Below are 21,563 nucleotides of genomic sequence, written 5' to 3'. Positions count from 1 at the left end.
TGCGAAGCATGGAAAATGTATGGATGCAAAATTGGCCGGAGGATGTACCAAAAGAGTTAACGTATCGTTTAGGGAAGAAGCCACTTCATCATTACTTAGAAGATCATGCGAAAAATAGACCTGATCAGATTGCTTACCTCTACTATGGTTGCGAGATTACTTGGCAGGAACTCAACGATTCAAGTAATCAATTTGCCAATTTTCTCGTTGAAAAGGGCTTAGAACGTGGCGATCGTATTGGGTTGTTCATGCAAAATTGTCCGCAGTATATCATCGCGCATTACGGAGCGCAGAAACTCGGGGCAATCGTCTGTCCGCTAAACCCAATGTACAAAGAAACCGAGCTCGAGTATTTAATCAATGAATCCGGTATGCGAGTCGTCGTCAGTGCCGATGAATTGTATGACCGAGTGGAAGCAATACGAGGGCATACACCTTCTCTTGAAGTTGTTGTGAGCACGAATTACGGAGACTATTTACCAAGCAAGAGGCCATACGCCTTTCCGAATGATTTCCTGTTTGACAAGCGTGTGTTCAGTGAGACCTATGATTTAGACGATATTTTAAAGGATTATCCAACGACTGCTTTAAATCGTTCGTTTGACGTAAGTGAAGATGTGTCGTTATTGGTGTTCACCTCAGGGACGACTGGGCGACCGAAAGGAGCTATGCTCACTTATGAAAACGCTTTATTTAAAACAGCAGCGGCTATTGAGACGAATGGTGCAAGGCCTGATGATGTTTGGCTTGCGGTAATGCCGTTATGCCATATTGCCGGAATGGTTATGGGCGTCAATATCCCGGTCTATTCAGGCACAACCTGTGTGTTGCTAACAAAATTTGAGCCAGAGGCTGTGTTAACGGCAATCGAGAAATATCAGGTCAGTTTATGGTATAGTGTCGCCCCGATGAATGCTGGCCTTTTGCAGTATCCAGGGTTGAAAGAGAGAAGGTTAGGTTCACTGAGACGGAATTTAGCTACTAGCTTTGGCATACCTGTGACCGAAGAGCTTGCCGAAAAATGGAGGGAAGTAACCGGTGGATGTGAGATGTATGAAGCCGCATATGGACTGAGTGAGACTCATACATGCGATACATTTATGCCGGCTGATAAAGTCAAATTTGGTAGTTGCGGGATTCCTGTATTTGAAACGGATATACGTATAGTCAATATGGAAACCGGAGAGGATCAGCCTGTTGGCGAGGCTGGTGAGATCGTGATCAAAAGTCCGGGAGTGTTCAAAGGATATTGGAATCGTCCGGATGCGACAAGAGAGACATTACGAGATGGCTGGGTTCATACAGGAGATATTGGCTACTTTAGTGAAGATGGCTACTTATTCTTTAGTGGCCGAGTGAAAGAAATGATTAAAAGCTCGGGGTATAGCGTCTTTCCTGAAGATGTCGAAGCGATGTTGATGGAACATCCAGCGATTGCCCAAGTGGCTGTAGTCGGCGTACCGGATGAAGTGCGTGGCGAGAGTGTCAAAGCCTTTGTCGTTCCCCAAGCAGCACAAGCGAGTGAGGTGACAGAGGACGCGATTATTAAATGGTCAAAAGAGAAAATGGCCGCTTACAAATACCCTCGTTTTGTTGAATTTCGTAGTCAATTACCTGCAACGAGCTCAGGAAAAGTACTAAGACGTTTACTTAAGGAAGGTAGTGAGGCGTAATGGGAAACTGGTACCGTCTACCGAAAAGTGAGGGCATCTTTCTTGTCACGATTATCATTTATGCAGTGATCTTCTTTTTACCATGGAGCTACGACGTGATGATCATGAACATTACGTTACAAGCGTGGGGTGCATATGGCTTGCATATACTTGCACCGGTTATCGCGATTTTTTTAATTATGCGAAGCAAAGAGACAAAGGTAACTGCTGATACGAAACAGTCATTAGATACGTAAGGAATCCAAGGGGGAGTTGTATTGAAGACGGTTGAGCTTTCGATCATGGTTGTGTATTTACTCTTTCTAGTTGTCATTGGCATCTATAGTCAGCGGCGAATCTCCCAATCTCAAACGGGGATAGAAGATTACTATGTTGCGGGACGTAAGATTGGTACAGGGGTCAACTCTCTGGCGATGTTAGCTGCATTGGGGAGTGGAGGGTCGTTCATGGCAGGGGCCGGGACGATCTGGAATTTAGGTTTTCCATTTTTAGCATGGATGTGCGCGGGATCGATTGTGGGGTTTACGGTAGCCAGTGTCTTAGTTGCAAAGCCACTTCGAAACTCACAGAAATTCACTGTCTCAGAGTTTCTCAATGATCGATATGGAGGATTGTTTTTCAAAATAGCTGTACCCGTGGTCATTATCATAGGGTCAGCGATGTACTTAATGTCGCAAATGACAGCAGGCGGATTGATCGCCTCTTATGTGACGGGCTTATCGTATGAGTGGGGACTTGTCATCATCGTGCTCGTGTTTATTTTCTATGTATCACTTGGTGGCATGTTAGCTGTGACGTGGACAAATATTCTCCAAGGAGCGATGATGGTGTTTTTAATCTCGTCAGTCGTGATTGCAGGTATTGTTAATCTACCAATTGATTGGGCGAGCTTTTTTATGAATGCTACGAACGAAAATCCGGCACTGGGTGTCGTTGGAGCAACCCTTCCAGTAGCAGCCTATATCGGTGCCTTTGTCACATGGGCAACGGCCGTTTGTGTGACGCCACATCTTGTCATGAGGATCTTCACAGCTACCAATGCTCGGTCTGCTAAATTATCACTGAACATCAGTATGCTTCTTTTTGGAATCTTAATGATCGGGGTAGGGCTTGTGGTTGTGCCATATATCCCAACGATGGATGCGGTGATGCTAGCAAACTATGCACCTGATATGTGGCTACTATTAATTGCTGATCAATTCTTCGGTCCCGTTCTGCTCGGGATTATTACAGCAGGAATTATGGCAGCCGTCATGTCCTCAACGGATGCGTTACTTTTAGCGGTTAGTAGTGCTTTCTCCTATGATTTATATAAAGGGGTGATCAACCCGAATGCGAGTCGGGAACGAATTGTAAAAGTGTCGATGGGATTTACGTGGGTGGTAGGTTTAGTTGTGATGGTGCTATCGTTAAATCCACCAGCCTTTCTGATCGTGCTCTACACAGCAGCAGTTGGCTTTATGGTATCGAGTCTATTTAGCCCAATGGTGCTGGGGATTTGGTGGAAGCGGTCGACTCGTGTAGGGGCTATTGTTGGATTACTGGTAGGCTCAATTAGCTTCTTAATCTGCTTCCTCTTTTTCACGATGCCGTATAATTCGGAGATCTTGATTGCTTTGCCGATGTCTTTAGTATCGATGTATGTTGTCTCTGCTTTTAGTAAAAAACCATCTCAGGAAATAGTAGATAAGATGGATGGGTATCATATGGATATGTAAATCATTTAGATGAGGCTCTTTGATCGTTTTGGTCAGAGGGCTTTTTTGATGGAGCATTGGTGAAATGAAATAGTATAGAGATTAGCTTCTCTAAAGGTTCATACCAACATTAAATAAGTCTATTGTAGTAGTAAATTTGATGGTATAATCATCTTGTGTAAAAATTGTAAAAAATGGGGGTTTTAGTTTGAAGTTGATCAAATTATTTTTCATCGCAATGTTAACTTTAGGGATGTTCGCAAGCTCTGTTAGTGCCAGTGCTCATTTTTCTGATGTAAAAGAAAGTTTTTGGGCACATCAAGAAATAACTTATCTATATCAACAAGAAATAATTAAAGGGTATGAAGATAATACTTTCAGACCGAGTAATACGGTAACAAGGGCTCAGGCTGCTATTATGATTGCTGGAGCACTCGAATTAGATTTGGAAAATAGACCTGCACCATCTTTTTCAGATATTAGAAGTGATTTTCATGCATATAAAGTGGTGGCTGCAGTAGCCTATGAAGGCATTATTACTGGTCGGGATGGTAGGTTTATGCCTAATGCTCCATTAACACGAGGACAAATGGCCGCAATCCTTCAAAGAGCATTTGATCTAAAAGGCCACTCTAACAATGAGTTTAATGATATTAGTAAAAATCATGCTTTCTATAAAGAAATTCAAGCATTAGCTGCTAATGGTATTACTACAGGTTACCAAGAAGATAATACTTTTAGATCTGGTAATGCTACTACTAGAGCCCAATTTTCAGCATTTCTTTATCGGGTATTGCATAACTTCAATGAAGAGACCCCAGTGGAGGAAGAGCCAGTAGAAGAAGAACCGATTGAAGAGACACCTATAGAAGAAGTTCCGGTAGAAGAAGAGCCAGTGGTAGAAGAACCAATTGAAGAGACACCAGTAGAAAATAACCAACCGTTAAAATTAAATATTCCGTATGTATCAAAGGATAATAACATGACCGTTACAATGCAAGATTTTACGGTTGTAGATAATGGTAGTTTCTATGAATATACTATTACGTATGAAGAAACTAATAATACAAGTGATCAAGTAATTGATCAAGGAAGTTTTAAAATATATTATACAAATGGTAAATCTGAACCGCAATACGGCTTCTTCAATCGTTTATTTCCTGGAGAGTCAGCTAGCAGAAGTTATACATTTAAAGCTCTTAAGGATTATGAGTTATTAGTTGTTGAATATGGAGCAGATCTATTTTTCCGTCAAACGCCTGAAGACGAATCTTTAAAGTGGGGAATGTAAAAAGTATTCTTATTGCATATTTTATATTAACAGAATTAAAAAGAATTAAGAGTGAACATCATAGCAGTAACTGAAGCCTATCTTTTTAATTTGAAAGATGGGTTTTCTTTTATCACTTTTTAGTGAAATGCAAACGGAGTGGACATCTTATATCAGTTTAATCTTATAAACGATGATTGTTCTAGTGTTTTCCCTCATGTACAATAAAAAGGAAAAATAATGAATTTTTGTGCATTTACAATGAGGAGGCATTTGATGAGAAAACTGAACAACCCGTTTATATTGTTATTCTTTGCATTACTCATGCTTAGTTCTGGTCCTGTAACAAGTGCAGCGACTCAGTTTAATGATGTGAACAATAGCTTTTGGGCAAAGGATGAGATTACATACTTGGCTAATCAGTCGATTATAAGAGGGTATGACGATGGAAGTTTTAAGCCGAATAACACTGTGACGAGAACTCAAGCGGCCATTATGCTTGTCAATTCATTAGGCATTAGTACAGAAAATCGTCCTGCTGTTCAATTTAATGATATTAAAGATGATTTTCATGCTTATGAATATGTAGCAGCCGTTTCCGATGAAGGGATCATGAATGGAAGTAATGGTAATTTCAGGCCAAATGAAGCTTTAACAAGAGGGCAAATGGCAGCGATTATTGATCGTGCTTTTAAGCTACCTCGCTATCAAGAAGAAAAGCAATTCACTGATATTGGAAGGGATTTTACTTTCTATACATCGATTCAAAATTTAGCATATAATCGCATCACTACTGGCTATGAAGAAGATCAATCGTTTAGGCCAAATGCTTCATCTACAAGGGCGCAATTCTCAGTATTTCTTGCTAGAGTGCTAGATGATACATTCAAACCTGAGATTCAAGAAGATACGGTTGATCAAATTATTGTCGTATCTACTAGCAATCTATCGGCTCAGCGAGCAACTCTTAGAACCTATGAACGTGTAAATGGAAAGTTAGAACGGAAGTTTGCTCCAATGGGGGCGGTCGTTGGCTATAATGGAATTGGTCAAAATAAAAGAGAGGGTGATGGTCAGACCCCGATGGGTACCTATGATATGGGTATGGCATTTGGTACAGCCGCTCCTCCAAGAGGTACAAGATCAACCTATCAACGTATGACAAGTGATGACTATTGGATTGATGACGTGAATTCACCTGACTACAATCAATGGAAAAGGTACACTGGCAATCCGAGTAGTAAATGGAATAGCTTTGAGCGTATGAACATTGACTTGTATAAGTACGGAATGGTTATTGAATATAACACGAAGCCAATTGTACCAGGCCATGGTAGTGCGATCTTTTTGCATAAGTGGAGAGGTTCAACTAGTCCGACAGCAGGCTGCGTTGCCGTTTCAGAGACAAATTTAGTAGAATTATTAAAATGGATTGATCCAAAGAAGTCACCTACAATCATTATTACATTAGAAGATCGCTTCATGTCTGAGTTAGATCGTTATAGATAATTAGGTATATGGGTCAAGAAGGACTACAATTAGTAACGGGTTCGGTTAACGGGGAATAAATCGCTATTAACAGTGTAAATATCATACTAATCGGCATTTATTTCAACACTAAATTAACAATATAAATAGTAAATAAAAACGCTCAGATTCCTGAGCGTTTTTTGGTGTATATTTACTAGCCTCTTCTTACTGATGCACCTAGTTAGTACAAATTAAGGAATAGTAAAAATGTTACGGAAAAACAAATCCCTTCTAGTAAGGACTATCGACTCCGTAATACTCCTTTAATATTTTCCCGATTATCTTATGATAATTACCTCTATCTTTACCGTGCACTTCCGACATAAAATCTTCACTGCAATAATTCTGAGTTAATTTAAATCCTGTATAGTTAAAATTAATATTTTTATTATCTTCAACAAATAATTCAAATCCACCTGTACTAATATCACTAACACACGTTTCACTTATTGGAGTTCGAATACCTTCTTTATCTACATAATAATACTTATCCGTAATAGTTCCATAATCCATATCGGGTGTGGAAGTGAGAAAATACCCTTCATCATTTATCTCATGAACAGTATAACCTTCTTCTGTTTCAACTCTTGGTGCCCCTGAGATATTATAGATTGCATAAACATCGCCTTCATATCCTTGAGGTATTAAATAAATTTGGTTCGTTTCGGAGCTTGTAATACTAAAAAAATATATAGATTGCGAGAATTGTAATAGTTGCTGCTGCTAATATGCTTAAGCCTAATCTAGTAATATTAGAAAAGCGTTTAATTTTCTCTAGCAACATATAAATTATAAAAGAAATTGTGCCTAAAGCTAAAAAGAATGGTGTGATGAAATACAATCCCCAAAAAACACCTTCTCCAAACGAGAAATAAAGCGTATTTCGTTCTCTTTCGGACAAAGAAGTGTAAACTATTATCGAATAAAAGATAGAAAAAACAATTGAAAAAAACACAGAAATCAAAATTACTTTTAGGAACCTCACAAAAATTATCCTTTCTCTAATAACTAACCTCTTAATTGTAACAAAATGAGTAACTAAAATAACTCTTCTTTTTTATTGTATTTTAATCATCCCATTGTAGTGGATAAAAAGGTAAAATGATTAAATTTTTAATTGTATTAAACGTGTAATAATTTTACTTGGGTAGTCTTATAATATGTCTAATGACCTAATTAATATAGGCGAACTAATATCTCTATCCGATTTCATTGAAAATAAACTGGGATATTTGACCTATTTTATATTACATCTATGTAATAATTCGTCGAATCAAAATAAAATTTGCTAGTATGTAGAAAGTGAAAAACAAACAAAAAATCTTTTATTCTATGAAAGATCATGAAACTAAAGACGTAGCCCATAAATAGCAACGACATACATACTCAAATAGAAGAGTAAGAGACATTAAATAGGAGGAAGTATTAATTATGAAAAAAGTATTACTAACTTCATTGGTAGCGGCAGGATTATTATTAGCAAACCCAAGTGTTTCAGATGCAGCATTAGGTGACCAGACATTACGCATGGGGATGTCTCACGGGGACGTAACTGAATTACAACAAGCACTTAAATCAAAAGGATATTTCAAATTCGATCGTGCAACTGGTTATTATGGAACAATTACTCGTGATGCAGTTCGTCAATTCCAAGCTTCTAACAACTTATCAGTAGATGGTATTGCTGGCCCACAAACATTCCGTGCACTTGGCGCATCAGGTGGACAAGCACCAGCATCTACTAGCTCAAATACATCAACAGCATCTTCATCTGGAGTGCTACGTGTAGGTTCTAGAGGAAGTGCAGTAACTTCATTACAACAACAATTACGTGACAAAGGTCACTTCAGCTCTTCAATTGACGGCGTATACGGACCACTTACTCAACGTGGCGTACGTAGCTTCCAATCAGCAATGGGACTTTCAGTTGACGGAATCGCAGGTCCACAAACATTTAACGCATTAAGCAGTGGAGTTGTTGCATCAGCATCAACTAGCTCAAGCAGCTCATCATCATCTGCAAGCTCTAGCTCAAGCGTTAATGCATCAAGCCTAGTATCATTTGCTAGATCATTAACAGGTACACCGTATCGCTTTGGTGGTACAACTACATCAGGCTTTGACTGCAGTGGCTTCATTCAATACGTATTCAGAAATCAAGGTGTTTCTGTTCCTCGTACTGCAGCGCAACAATGGAGTGCAGGTACAACTGTGTCTAATCCACAAGTAGGGGACCTTGTATTCTTTGAAACTTATAAGGCTGGCCCATCTCATAACGGAATCTACATTGGGAACAACCAGTTCATCCACAGTGGATCTTCAACTGGTGTAACAGTTTCAAGCATGAGCAACACTTACTGGGCACCACGTTACCTTGGAGCTAAACGCGTAAATTAATAAATGTCTAAAACTTGTTCACTATTAAAGTGAGCAAGTTTTTTTATTAGAGTATCCTAAATGGTGGTTAATATAGAAATTGTACTTAATAATAGAAAATAAACTCGAAATATGACATATTATTTCATATTTTTACTGATTTTTGATGGGTTAATTGGTAAAATGGTGATGGACTATAAAAGTCTACTAAATCTTTTATCCAATAGGGGGAAAAACATGTCTAAATCTTTTAACAAGATTATTAGTTATGCTTTAATTTTCACACTTATTTTTGGACTGTTTCCATTATCAGCATCTGTTCAAGCAGCTGATGACGACACGTTAAAGGTACGTGTACTTGGAACGACTGATATTCATGCACATATTATGAACTATGATTATTATGCAGATCGTGAGACTAATGCTTTTGGATTAGTTAAAATTTCAACGTTATTAAAAGAATTACGTGAGGATCATAATACGATCTTGGTTGACAATGGAGACGTTATTCAAGGGAATCCTTTCGGAGAATATGTTTATAGAAACTTAAAAGAAAATGAAGTTTCACCTATTATGGCAGCGCTTAATTTATTAGATTATGATGCTGGTACTGTAGGGAATCATGAGTTTAACTATGGATTAGATTTCTTAGATCAAACACTTGCAGGAGCAGAGTTCCCTATTGTAACTGCTAATGTATTTAAAGATAATGGGGGAACAAATGAGGAGCCGTATTTCGATCAATATGTAGTAGTTGATAGAGAGTTTGTAGACGAGAATGGCAACACTCAAACCATTAAAGTTGGATTAACAGGCTTTGTTACTCCACAAATCATGACTTGGGATGCTGGACATTTAACTGGTAAAGTGGTGACTAAAGACATCACGGAAACAGCGAAAACAATCATTCCACAAATGCAAGCAGAAGGTGCAGAGCTAATTGTTGCGATTTCTCACTCAGGGATTGAAACAACTGAACAAGCTCCTGGTGCTGAAAATGCTGTCTATGATTTGACTAAAGTAGACGGTATTGATGCAGTTGTTACAGGACATCAACATGGCATGTTCCCTGGAGATAGCCGTTTTAATAACATCGCAACGATTGATAATGAAAAAGGATTAGTTAATGGAGTTCCTGTAGTTATGCCAAACAACTGGGGCAGCCATCTTGGTATGATTGACTTAGAACTTCAACAAGTTGAGGGAGAGTGGAAAGTAGTAGATTCACAATCTAGTATTGTTTCTGCTGAACAGTCCCAACCTGATGAAGAAATGGTTGAACTAGTAAAAGAATGGCATGAAGGTACACTTGATTATGTTCGTAGTCCAGTTGGAACAACAACTGCACCGATTAATAGCTTCTTTGCTTTAGTGCAAGATGACCCATCTGTACAAATTGTTAACGCAGCACAAGTTTGGTATGTAGAAGATAAGTTAAAAGATACAGAGTATGCGGATCTTCCAATTCTATCTGCAGCTGCACCATTTAAAGCTGGTGGACGTAACGGAGCAGAGTATTACACGAATATCCCTGCTGGTGATATTGCTATCCGTAACGTTGGTGATCTATACCTTTATGACAACACGGTGAAAGCTGTTAAATTAACTGGAGCAGAAGTGAAAGAATGGTTAGAAATGTCTGCTGGTCAATTTAATACCATCAACCCTAATAAGTCAGAAGAACAACCACTTGTTAATGAAGAATTTAGATCATATAACTTCGATGTAATTGACGGAGTTGAATATCAAATTGATGTAACAAAGCTACCTAAATACGCTCCAAATGGTACGTTAAGAAATGCTGATTCAAGCCGTATCAAGAATCTTACGTATAACGGTGAGCCGATTGACCCAAGCCAAGAATTTGTAGTAGTAACGAATAATTACCGTGCATTTGGTGGCGGAAGCTTCCCAGGCTTGTCAGCTGCAGGTGATAATGTTATTTATCAATCTCCAGATGAGAACCGTCAAGCTTTAATTATGTACATTCAAGAGTTAGAAGAGATTAACCCATCTGCAGACAATAACTGGTCACTAGCACCTATTAACGCTGACATTACAGCAACATTTCTTTCTTCACAGGATGCAAAGTCATTTGCAGAACAAACTTCTCACATTAAGTATGTAGGTGATGGAGGAAATGGATTTGCAAAGTTTGCAATGGATTTAAATGAACCTGAAGTAGAGCCACAACCAGATCCAATTGTATTCCCGGATGTTCGCGATGGTTTCTGGGCGAAAGAATACATTGATGTTTTATCTGCTAAAAGAATTTTTACAGGTAAAGAAGATGGAACATTCGCTCCAAGCCAACACTTAACTCGTGCTCAATTCGTTATGTTGTTAAGTCGTTCATTAGATATTACTTCTGATGTTGAATACGATGGCAGATTCAAAGATGTAAGAGGAACAGAATGGTTTAATGAGAACGGTGCATTAGCTGCTGCTATTGAAGCTGGTATTATCAAAGGAAAACCGGACGGTACATTTGCTCCAAATGAGCCAGTAACTCGTGTACAAGCTGCTTCAATGATTCACCGCACAATGCAACATGAAAGCTTTGATGAAAGCAAGCTAAATGACCTTACGTTAGATCACTTCAAAGATTATAAAAAGCTTGATAAGGAAGTATTAGAAGACGTAGAAATGGTGTTACGTGCGAATGTTATCACAGGTAATGATGAGCAGAACTTTAATGCACGTCAACCTGTAACGCGTGCTCAAATGTCTAAAATGCTTCATAATTTCTTAGAGTTCCTTGATGAGCTTTAAGTTTAAGTAACCAAAAAAGCCTGAGGACGGTCACCGCCGCTCTCGGGCTTTTTTTCATTCTCTTCCCTTTGTTTAAACCTTTAAATATATGTATAAGCTATAGTTACTATATGGTGGAGGTTGTATATGGAAAAGGAAGGGACATTCTTTGTAGGCTTGTTTTGGGGAACTTTATGTAGTATTCCTCTCTGGCTATCAATCGTAGGCTGGGTTCAAATTCTCGGCAAGTATATGTTCATATAACCAAATACAGCCTCCCTTTCATGCTGAAGCATAAAAAGGAGGCTGTATTCTATTCTTGCTCACTAGTAAGAAAATCAGTCATATACGTTGCCCATAATTGATGCCCCTCTTCATTAGGGAGACCATCTTCTAGATACTCTTGAAGCACCTCATCCTCTGATTCAGGCCATGCTACCCAATGGTTCACATATGTATAACCATTCTCCTCGACATATTGTTGGAGCTCTTCAACCTGCGTAGGATAGTTAACAGCTTTGTACAATGGATTAGGTGGAATAATAATAATATCGGTATTCTCTAATTCACTTTCTATTATTGAAAGCATATTCTCTAAGCTTTCGAGTGAATCGTTAATTAGAAGTTCCCCATTGTTATTAAGCATAAAGGGTTCAAATACTAAAATGTCGGGTTGGCTAGCTATTACATCGTCTAGAACATCACTCTCTAATACTTCCAAAGAAGAATCTGCTCCAGCGTCAATAATCGTTGTCTCTAATAGAGCGGGAGAGAGATATTGTTGCAGGTTTTCCGTAACGATATTTGGCCACGAGGCTTCAGTATTTAACTCATATGTTAAAGATTCGGAGCCGAAAAAGGTGATTAAAACAGGGTCTTCCTCTTTTTGATCGCTCCATGAATCAATTAAACTATCAGGAGTGGTAGATACAACTGAAGGTCCGTTATCATTATTCTGAGCGGTTGTGTTACTTGTAATTTCGCCTGAATTGCCTTGGTTCGCTTCTGTAGCAATTGTTTGTAGTTTGTCTTGATAAGTGAGGTGACTAAAGGCAAGAACGAAAAGAGATGAAAAGATAATGGCGCACAGTAATATGATTTTTTTCAAGATAATTAGAACCCCCCTTATAAATTATGAATGCTATCTATTATTATAATGAAACTGATAGGGAAGGGGAAGGGTAGGATTGAGAATTAGTGGAATTTTGACCATTATTATTAATTATTTCACGGAATTCTATTAAATAGTAACACCCCCACAGCTATAAGTGTGGGGGTGTTACTTGTTTATTAATAATCTAGCTTGCCAAAATAATATAAAACTTTAGCAGCTTGAGCGCGTGTTGCGCCTCCACGTGGGTCGAAGATTCTTCCATTTTCTTTTCCTTGAATAATTCCAAGGTCCATCAAGTATTGAATTGGGCCCATTGCATAATCGCTGATAGAATGGTTATCTTCAAAGCTTAATGCAGGCTCAACATCAATCTTTACGCCAGTTTCATATTCGTAAGCACGCATTAACATAAGTACCATTTGTTCGCGTGAAACATTATCTCTTGGAGCGAATGTTCCGTCTGGTTTACCTTGAACAATCCCTGCTTCATATGCAGCAATGATCGCATTTGTATGCTCACCAGACACATCTTTAAATGGATTAGATGTATTGCCTGTTGGCTCTAAATCAAGTGTGCGTGTAAGAAGCGCAGCGAAATGAGCACGGCTAATGTTGTTACTAGGCTTGAATGTTCCATCTTCATAGCCATTAATGACACCATCTTGAGTTAGGACATAGATATAGTCAAAAGCCCAGTGATTCGTACGAACATCTGTGAAAGGTGATTCAACCTCTTCTTCAACCACTTTTACTTGAATGCGACCTTCAACTTCATAGTCAATCGCACCCTTTTCTTCCATAAGAAGTCCAGCATAATTGATCATAGCATTTGTCACTAAACCAGCATCTTCTTGGATAGTTTCACCGACAAAGTTATACCCATCTCCACCTGTAGCGATGAAGTTGTTTAGTGCTACTGTATATGTTTGATCCATGTCAATTGGCTGACCATCTACATATAAGTCTGCATCAACATAATTTCCTTCTTGATCCGTGTAAATCGTGTAGTGTAAACCTGATGTTTGTAGGTCGATTTGGTTGCGCCATGAGTAAGAATACTCAATAACATCTTTCAGCGCAGCTCCAGTCATTTCTTTCTCTGTGATAATATTTCCAAAAGGTTCGACGGTAAAGATATCACCTGCTGTAATGTCACCAGGGGCAATACTTGCGCGAATACCACCGCCATTTGTAAGAGAAATGTCAGCATCAAGAGAATCACGAACAGCATCCATCCAGAAGTTACCTAGAGGAACATCTCCAACATTACGGCCATCACGAGTCAACCCAGTGTTTGTGTAGCCGATTACAGTATTCAGTAATTCTTCAGCTTCTGCGTTGTATGAATCTACCATTGCTTGAATGTCATCATTTGTAGCTTCTAATTGGGATACTTGTTGAAGGAAGCCTTTTACTTCAACTTCACCCGTTTCTAAATCAAGCTCTAATTCAAGGTTACCGATGTTATTAGCATCTCCACCTGTTTGAGCGATCGCTGTGCCATTAACAAATTGTGGCTCACTAAGAGTTGTATGAGAGTGGCCACCAATAATAACATCAATAAAGTCAACGGTTTCAGCTAATCTACGGTCTTCACTGTAACCAATGTGAGTAAGAGCGACAAGAATATCAACCTCATCAGCTAAGTATTCGAATTCAAGAGCTGTAGCGACAGGGTCATGGAACTGAAGTCCAACAATTCCTGCAGGAGCTGTTGCTGGAGGTGCTTGAGTTAAACCAAGTACACCGACTGTAAGTCCTTCTTCAAACTCAAAAATTTCATACGGATCTGGTTGTTCGATCGCGATGGTTTCATCTACTACTTCTGTATTGGCACTTAGCCAAGAAAATGAAGAATCTAAGACACGTGCTGCGAATGCTTCTTGTCCGTAATCAAATTCATGATTACCAATGGTCAATGCATCAAGTTGCATAGCATTTAATAATTCAATGATCGGTTCCCCATCCTTAAGGTCAACCACAGGGTTACCACTAAAGATATCACCAGCATCTAAATATAAGAAGTTAGAGGAGTTTTCGCGTTGTGCTTCAATGTAAGCACCGATCTTACCAAAATTGTTGATTTTTGCGTGTATATCATTTGTATGTACAATGTTTAAAGTGGCAGTGTCGGATTCGTTAGCTAAGACTGTTCCTTGAAGTGAGAGTCCAGCACTTGAAAAAAGGACAACTAATAAAGTAAGAAAGATCGCTTGAATTTTACTTTTAACGACGAATTGATTCATATTTTCCTCCTAGTAACATTTTTTTCGCTATCATTCGTGTGAAAGCGAGTACAAATTAAGTATAGTAGAACATTTAGACAATGTATATTTATTTTTTAGATTAATAGATAAAGTTTGATAATTTTTCAGAATTAAAAAAGGATACGAGCGATTATGCTCGTATCCTAATCTCAAGTTATTCCGTTGACACATCTGCTATAACTTCAAGCTCAAGGAAGTGTATGTCTTCATTATCTTCAATTTGAAGAGTGATAACAGCCATTAACTCCCCATTTTCTAGTTGTTCTCTTTCCTCATCTGTTAGTTCATAGGAGAAAGAGTAGGAGCCATCTTCATCAGAGATTTCGATGTCTTCTATTGTAATATCGTTAATTGTAATATCAATAAGCTTGAGTTTATTGTAACCATTTAAAGAGAGTACAAAGTGAAGATCTTCCTCTTCTACATCGTTACTGAATGTAGCTACTAATTCAGGGTTATTCTCATCTTCAACTAGATCTTCATCGATCATCTCTTCTTCAAGTTCTTCAGGTGTAAAATCTTCTTCTATTTCATCTGTTTCCTCTTCAACTATTTCAACTACATCTTCTTTTTCATCCGTTTCCTCAATCTCTTGAACTTCTTCTGCGTCATCAGATTCAGTCACTTCCTCAGAACCTTCCTCCTCAGTAGCTTCAGATGCCTCAGTTGTACTCACTGTTGCTCGTAATTCAGCTTCTTTAGCATTTAGAGATTCAACGAATGGAGCAATCCTTGGATCGTTCGGGATGGTTAGCTCCTCTAGCTTTCTAAGCAACTCTTCTACTTTTGCCTGATTTCCTTTTGCAAGTTCCTCTTCTATTTGAAGTAAAATAGTATCTTTGACAAAAGCATTTTCTGATACGCGTAATAAATCATTAACCGATGTAACATAAGCATTCGTAAAGAGTCGACGGTTTCCAACTCCTATAACACGTTCGATTGATTCTTCTGTTCGATCTCTCTCAATAAGAACATTGTCCCGACGAATGCGGACACGGTCTGATACGGTACCTCTTGCGAATTCTTCTTCAAGTAATTCAGCTCGTCTATCCAATAGTTCACCACGGTTAATCACTCGAATGGTCACCGTTGCGCGTCTTCTGAGCTCTACTGCTCGATTAAGTCGATCTTGTAAATTGCGTTTTAACTCAGAGGCATTTAACGATCTGACAATCTGTACAGCATGATTAATCTGGTCATTTGCCTTGTCATATTGAGCTTGGAAAGCAGGTGTAAGCGCAACATCATCAGGAGAAGAGAATACATAATAATCGACTAGTTTATTTGCTTCCTGTTCTGCACTTCTTACTTCTCTTTCTGCTACTTCCCTTGCTCGACCTTGATAGAGTTTATGAGACTCTTGTGCAACATAAAGGCCAACATAACGATTTTGAACCCATATTCTGTTAAATTCAGAGATTGGTAGATTTGTCGGTCCGGCATACCGACCTAGCTCTGGTGTAAAGGCCGGGCGGTGAAAGTCATTAATAAACCAATCAGTCATGCCGCCCCCAGAAGGGTTAGATCCTGCAAAGATAAGAGGATAGCTTGTTAAAGAGCTAATCTGTCTTGCAATACGTAAATCTCGCTCATATCTAGCCCCAGTCTGAAGGAAATTCCAGAAAAGAATCTCGCCACTAGAGTGATAGTTCACAGCTATTTCAGGGTCGATTCTTCTTGTGAAATCAACCATTGCTTTTGCTTCGCTAGCTGAATGAGGGGCTGTTCCTTTATAATTTTCAAAATGAGGTCTGCCAGGGTCGTTTCGAATGTTATTCCAATGTGCATCATATTGACGGTTGAGATCGACTCCTTTTGCATTGGCCTTCCATCTTTTGAAATTAAGACTTCCGTTATTCATAGTAATTAAACCTGAATGAGAACTACTAGGAAAGGCTGAAAGACCTTTTTGCTGAAGTTCTACACCATCAGGATTGACCATTGGGACGAACCAAATGGTTGTGTTGTCTAAGATAGAGCGGATAGGATAGCGGCCGTTATCGTAGCTTCTATTGCTTCGATATCCTTGGGCGTATTGTTCAATCATATGCATATTAAGGTTAGTTGATAGCCATTCTCTAGCATGGTGCGATCCGTTAATAAAAACCGTCGAGTGACCATTACCTAGAGCGACAGCATAAATATTACGTCCATATTCGCTCTTTCCAATGACTTCGTACTGAATTAAATCAGGATAAGTTTGTGCAAGACGTTGGATATCACGTTCCATTTGTGCGTATGTATACTCTTGATGAGGATTTACAATTGATGCAGAAGCATTTTGAGGAAGAAACAAAATGTAGAGCATCACAACTCCAAGAAATAAAAATAAAGACTTTCCATGCAACTTTTTCATTGTTCTCTCCTTCGAATCTATTTAGTCCCATGGATAGTTTACTAGAAAATTAAGGGTAATTGACTAAAATTATAAAAAAAAATAAAAAAGTTCGAAACTCAGAGAAAATTGAGCTTCGAACTTTTTTATTAAAATGTACGAGATGGCATAACAATGGAGATTTTTAAGTTAGCGTTGTGTTCACGAATCTCGTCCATGATTTGTTTGTCTGTGACACCTTCTTTAGGAACAATCGTGTATGTAAGTTGATACATGGTTCCTAGGTTCGTTGTTTCAACTTGCAAAAGAGTATATTCATCTAATAAGCGAGTAAAAAGCTCATCGAATAATTTCTCGTAATGCATGTTTTCTGGAATCGTTACTTTTAACGTCTTTTTAAAGCTATCTTTTTTACCATAATCAACCCCGTGCAAGATGAAGATTAATAGCGATAACGTGATAGCAAATAGAATAGCTAACGTGTAGAAACCGAGGCCACAAGCAATACCGGCTGCCATTCCGAAGAAGATAAATGCGATATCTTTTGGATCACTCATTGCACTACGGAAACGAATAATAGAAAAGGCACCAACAAGTCCAAAGGCAACAGCGATGTTATTGCCGATTACAATCATAATAACGGAAACAACAACGGACATAATAATGATAGTGTGTACAAATGATTGGGAATATTGTCCGCCAGTATAAGTTCTGCGATATACCCAAGTGATTAAGAGACTTAATACAAAACTAAGTAAAATAGCTGCAAAAGACTCAATGATTGCTGAGCGAGTGGTGAAATCTGAAAAATACTGTAATTCATTAATAAATTGATTCATAGTCTACTCCTACTAAACGTTATATAAATACTTTTTCTTTTAAATGGAAGGGTTCTTTTCTTTTGTTTTCTGCTAAATCAATACTTGTACAAAATTTGGAGACACTTTTCTTCTCACATTCTAATTCACTAAGAAGGCGAGTTAACCAGAGCGGAACGCTATGTGTTACCTTTACTTCCATAATAACAAGATCATTTGCCACAAAATTTCGACCCAATGGTCCTGTCTCGACGGCTAAGTTATCATCTCGGCACATCAGATTATAGTCAAATGTAACGCGCAAATCATCTTCGTATAAGCCGTGAAATGCTTGGCGGTCATAGCTAACGATGATTTTAGGATCAAGCTCGTATAAGTTACGGAATGCATGAACCTCATTTAAAATTTGTGGGTTAGATACATCGTATTGGTGTTTATGTTGAAGTGATTGTGTATCTAAGAAGTGGTAAGCATCTTTCAGCTTAATTTTTGTGCGTCTTTTGTTTACCACGTTATTGTACTTTTGTTTCACTTCGAGGAAAGCAGCATCTTCTAAGCCTGCGTCATCATAAATACGTAAACGTAATTTTTGCCTGAAGCGTAATTTGTTCCGAGTTTCATAATAGATTTTCTTATCTTTAGAATCGAAGTATAAACTGATAATATTATATCGACCTTGATCGCCAAATTTGTCATATCTCATACGCTCAAGTAAATGAGGTACTATTTGTTGATAAACATGATAGGGAATCAAGTATTTTAATTCGTATCTACTAAAGATTTCCAACGCCATGGATTTCCCCCCTTTTCCAAGAGAATAGTTTAACATGAAATTTACAAAAAAATAAAATTGATCAAATAAACTTTACAATATGTTAACATGATACAGTATAACATTGATGTCTAGACCTGTCATTGAGCTTTAATGCTTATAATATGGCAAATTTTAATGACAATTATTGAATGGAAATATTGGAATGAATTGAAGGTAATTTTACATATACGAAAGAAATGTGGAGGTTTATGCAAGATGAAAACAAAAATCATGTTAATGCTTATGAGCTTAGTGTTAATTTGGATCGTAAGCTTTTATATGTTGAATGAAAGCCGTGCATCAGAGATTCAGATTGATGATCCCGCCTTAGAAACCGCTCTTATGAATCAACTTCAGGTCGACTCACTTAACGAACTAACAGATGAGGATTTAAGACAAATAACTTCTCTAGACTTGAGTAACTCAACTATTAAATCTCTAAGAGGTATTGAGAAATTTGCTTATGTAAACACGCTCGATGTTTCAAATAATCACATTGAGAATATAGAACCTTTATTAAGATTGAGACGGTTGGTTCACTTAAACATTACTAATAATGAAGTGAAGTCGATTGACGGCATTGAACAATTAGGCGCCCTAGAGAGCTTATCAGCTGCCGAGAACAGGGTGAGTGATACTCAATCATTAAAACGTTTGTCACGATTATTGACTTTAGATCTAGCTGATAACCAAATCTCTTATATCGACCCAATTTCGTCACTTCTTGCTTTAGAAACGTTAAATATCAATGGAAATAATGTGACAGACATTAGTCCATTGAGCACTCTCGATAATTTGGTTGCGCTCGATGCTAGCTACAATTTCATTCAAGACTTTAGTCCGTTACAACAAATCGCAAGCCTTAGAGAGGAACTATATATAGAAGGAAACCCTTTTGTTTCGTTAGATTCATTAGAGGGCTTTTATTTAGAAATAGCCAATCGTGATTGGGAGGACTTGTCCCATCAAGTAGTTCCTTCTGTTAGAGGAGGAAAGAAAGAGCAGGAGGTGTCGGTAGAATTGTCGATACCAACTGAGTCGGACGCTGCCATTTACTATACATTAGATGGATCAACACCTGATGAGAACTCTTCTATTTACCAAGAACCGATTGTTATTGAAGATTCCACTGTTCTAACCGCTAAAGCGATATCCTCGACAGGTGTAGAAGGGGATGAAATTCGTGAAACCTATCTGTTCAATACAATGTCACAATTACCTGTTGTGTCTGTGAGCACAGATCCAAGAAATCTGTTTGATGAAGAAATAGGCATTTATGTACCTGGGGTAAACATGAACCCGCGCAGTGGGGACCCCGCAAGTACTGGGAATTATGCGATGACGGGTCGTGAGTGGGAGAGACCCATCAAACTTGAATACTTTGATGAAAGTGGAGAGTTAACTCTCTCTCAACAGGCAGGGATAAGAATTCATGGTGGGGCCTCGAGAGGTTATGATCGAAAATCGTTTAGACTATATGCCAGAAGCGATTATGGAAAATCTACTTTTAATTATCCATTCTTTGGAGAAGAGGACCATCCGCAATATAAACGCTTGCTTCTACGGAACTCTGGTAATGACTACAACCACACATTATTTAGAGATGGCTATTTACAAACATTAGTAAAGGGTCAAATTGATATCGAAACACAAAATTATGAACCAGCTGTTCTTTATGTTAATGGAGAGTACTGGGGGATCTATAATATACGTGAACGTTACGATGCTGATTATTTTGAAGATGTAAAAGGGATTGACCCTGGAAACTTAGATTTTCTTGATAACAATGGTCAGGTAGTGAATGAAGGGCGTAATGCTCAGTATCTTGAGGTTCAAGATTATATTCGAAACAATGACTTGTCAGAGGACGAGCATTATGAACAGATTTCTAAATGGATTGATATCGATAATTTCATCGATTATAACCTGATTGAAATTTTTGTTCGTAACACCGACTGGCCTGGTAACAACCGCTCTTTTTATAGAGATCGCGGTGGGGACGGGTTATGGCGTTGGGTTATTTACGATCTAGACTTTGGATTTGGACGGTTCGGGGGACCTCATGCTTACCGTCATCACTCTCTAGCGATGGCAACGGAAGCTGGTCAAGATTCAATGCCTAATCCAGACTGGTCCACTTTAGAGCTACGCTCATTATTGGAAAATGACCATTTCCGCGAAGAGTTCATTGGTCGAATGAGCCTTTACTTAGATACCGTGTTTCATCCAAGTAGAACGATACCAATGTTAGAAGAAATGGCGCAAGTAATTGAGCCAGAGATGCCTAAGCATATTGAACGTTGGGAAAAACCTGAATCGATCGAGCGTTGGAATGGTAATGTGAATGGAATGAGGCAATTTGCAGAAGAGCGTCCTGCTTATATTCTAGCTCAATTTGCTCAATTCTTTGATCGCGATGGGGTAGCAACGTTAAATATAAGTGCATCCTTACGGGAACAGATCGAAGTGAACGGGAAGTCATTGGATGTTGAAGGTGCTGCCGGGGATCGCGAACTCAAGTGGTTAACGAATACACCGATGCAACTTACTTACCAAAATGAAAAAATAGAACTAAGAGCTGATGATGAAGGAATTGCGAGCATAGAGGAAGGTACCAACACTGTTAGATTCATGGATGAGGGAGAAACAGTGCTTTACCTTATTAGTGATTCAGGACAGGAGCTCGGAAGTATTGATGTTCAAATCGAGCATTACGAAAAAGAACGCGTTACATTAGAAGTTGGAGACACCTATTCAATTGGACAAGGTGCATGGTTAACAAGCGATGAGACAGTTATGGAAATAGCAGATGCCGATGCAGTAGAAGCAGTAGCAATTGCTCCTGGAAAGTCCTTGTTAACTAGAAAACAAGGTGAGGACATCATTCAGGTTGTCGAGGTTGAAGTAACAGAGTGAGA

General features: G+C 38.5%; 14 protein-coding genes. 8 read left to right on the top strand and 6 right to left on the bottom strand.

From position 1 onward, the window contains the following. Positions 1-8: 8 nt before the first annotated feature. From RYX56_RS08185 to RYX56_RS08165, 5 genes are all read left to right on the top strand, one after another. Positions 9-1,673, top strand: coding sequence for a class I adenylate-forming enzyme family protein (locus RYX56_RS08185; protein ID WP_317121584.1), 1,665 nt, complete (start codon positions 9-11; stop codon positions 1,671-1,673). Continuing rightward, positions 1,673-1,909 (top strand): hypothetical protein, encoded by a 237-nt coding sequence (locus RYX56_RS08180; RefSeq protein ID WP_317121583.1) that lies wholly within the window; start codon positions 1,673-1,675, stop codon positions 1,907-1,909. Before RYX56_RS08185 ends, RYX56_RS08180 begins: the two co-directional genes overlap by 1 nt. A gap of 21 nt (positions 1,910-1,930) precedes the next feature. Further along, positions 1,931-3,391 (top strand): sodium:solute symporter family protein, encoded by a 1,461-nt coding sequence (locus RYX56_RS08175; protein WP_317121582.1) that lies wholly within the window; start codon positions 1,931-1,933, stop codon positions 3,389-3,391. Between the two features lie 187 nt (positions 3,392-3,578). After that, positions 3,579-4,661 (top strand): S-layer homology domain-containing protein, encoded by a 1,083-nt coding sequence (locus tag RYX56_RS08170; protein ID WP_317121581.1) that lies wholly within the window; start codon positions 3,579-3,581, stop codon positions 4,659-4,661. Between the two features lie 255 nt (positions 4,662-4,916). Next, complete coding sequence (locus RYX56_RS08165; RefSeq protein WP_317121580.1) at positions 4,917-6,149, top strand: S-layer homology domain-containing protein; 1,233 nt, start codon at positions 4,917-4,919, stop codon at positions 6,147-6,149. Between the two features lie 252 nt (positions 6,150-6,401). Here RYX56_RS08165 and RYX56_RS25820 read toward each other — a convergent pair whose 3' ends face one another. Further along, a complete protein-coding gene (locus RYX56_RS25820; protein WP_369293545.1) occupies positions 6,402-6,824 on the bottom strand; it encodes a DUF6843 domain-containing protein in 423 nt (140 codons plus the stop codon). 777 nt (positions 6,825-7,601) lie between these two features. Here RYX56_RS25820 and RYX56_RS08160 point away from each other — a divergent pair. Further along, on the top strand, positions 7,602-8,567 hold the full coding sequence (locus RYX56_RS08160; protein ID WP_317121579.1) for a C40 family peptidase: 966 nt from the start codon (positions 7,602-7,604) through the stop codon (positions 8,565-8,567). Positions 8,568-8,783: 216 nt separating this feature from the next. Beyond that, entirely contained in the window at positions 8,784-11,318 is a 2,535-nt protein-coding gene (locus RYX56_RS08155; protein WP_317121578.1) for a bifunctional 2',3'-cyclic-nucleotide 2'-phosphodiesterase/3'-nucleotidase, read from the top strand. Positions 11,319-11,610: 292 nt separating this feature from the next. On the opposite strand, the gene RYX56_RS08150 is transcribed toward RYX56_RS08155, so the two are convergent. The 5 genes from RYX56_RS08150 to RYX56_RS08130 form a co-directional block, all read right to left on the bottom strand. Further along, positions 11,611-12,405 (bottom strand): SGNH/GDSL hydrolase family protein, encoded by a 795-nt coding sequence (locus RYX56_RS08150; protein ID WP_317121577.1) that lies wholly within the window; start codon positions 12,403-12,405, stop codon positions 11,611-11,613. Between the two features lie 182 nt (positions 12,406-12,587). Beyond that, entirely contained in the window at positions 12,588-14,657 is a 2,070-nt protein-coding gene (locus RYX56_RS08145; RefSeq protein WP_317121576.1) for a 5'-nucleotidase C-terminal domain-containing protein, read from the bottom strand. A gap of 175 nt (positions 14,658-14,832) precedes the next feature. Then, a complete protein-coding gene (locus RYX56_RS08140; RefSeq protein WP_317121575.1) occupies positions 14,833-17,034 on the bottom strand; it encodes a M14 family zinc carboxypeptidase in 2,202 nt (733 codons plus the stop codon). Positions 17,035-17,162: 128 nt separating this feature from the next. Beyond that, on the bottom strand, positions 17,163-17,852 hold the full coding sequence (locus RYX56_RS08135) for a DUF4956 domain-containing protein (protein WP_317121574.1): 690 nt from the start codon (positions 17,850-17,852) through the stop codon (positions 17,163-17,165). A gap of 19 nt (positions 17,853-17,871) precedes the next feature. Then, positions 17,872-18,624, bottom strand: a complete 753-nt coding sequence (locus RYX56_RS08130) for a polyphosphate polymerase domain-containing protein (protein WP_317121573.1) — start codon at positions 18,622-18,624, stop codon at positions 17,872-17,874. Between the two features lie 237 nt (positions 18,625-18,861). Here RYX56_RS08130 and RYX56_RS08125 point away from each other — a divergent pair, with 237 nt between their 5' ends. Further along, a complete protein-coding gene (locus tag RYX56_RS08125) occupies positions 18,862-21,561 on the top strand; it encodes a CotH kinase family protein (protein ID WP_317121572.1) in 2,700 nt (899 codons plus the stop codon). Positions 21,562-21,563 lie beyond the last annotated feature (2 nt).

Origin of the sequence: Alkalihalophilus lindianensis (assembly GCF_032843265.1) — a bacterium.
Lineage (GTDB): Bacteria > Bacillota > Bacilli > Bacillales > Bacillaceae_D > Alkalihalophilus > Alkalihalophilus lindianensis.
This window is presented reverse-complemented; position numbering and strand designations above follow the sequence as displayed.

Bases quoted from the DNA above. Each gene is read 5' to 3' on its own strand.
- RYX56_RS08180 (WP_317121583.1), top strand. From the start codon at position 1,673: ATGGGAAACTGGTACCGTCTACCGAAAAGTGAGGGCATCTTTCTTGTC.
- RYX56_RS08135 (WP_317121574.1), bottom strand. From the start codon at position 17,852: ATGAATCAATTTATTAATGAATTACAGTATTTTTCAGATTTCACCACT.
- RYX56_RS08145 (WP_317121576.1), bottom strand. From the start codon at position 14,657: ATGAATCAATTCGTCGTTAAAAGTAAAATTCAAGCGATCTTTCTTACT.
- RYX56_RS08130 (WP_317121573.1), bottom strand. From the start codon at position 18,624: ATGGCGTTGGAAATCTTTAGTAGATACGAATTAAAATACTTGATTCCC.
- RYX56_RS08185 (WP_317121584.1), top strand. From the start codon at position 9: ATGGAAAATGTATGGATGCAAAATTGGCCGGAGGATGTACCAAAAGAG.
- RYX56_RS08125 (WP_317121572.1), top strand. From the start codon at position 18,862: ATGAAAACAAAAATCATGTTAATGCTTATGAGCTTAGTGTTAATTTGG.
- RYX56_RS08140 (WP_317121575.1), bottom strand. From the start codon at position 17,034: ATGAAAAAGTTGCATGGAAAGTCTTTATTTTTATTTCTTGGAGTTGTG.
- RYX56_RS08160 (WP_317121579.1), top strand. From the start codon at position 7,602: ATGAAAAAAGTATTACTAACTTCATTGGTAGCGGCAGGATTATTATTA.
- RYX56_RS08155 (WP_317121578.1), top strand. From the start codon at position 8,784: ATGTCTAAATCTTTTAACAAGATTATTAGTTATGCTTTAATTTTCACA.
- RYX56_RS08165 (WP_317121580.1), top strand. From the start codon at position 4,917: ATGAGAAAACTGAACAACCCGTTTATATTGTTATTCTTTGCATTACTC.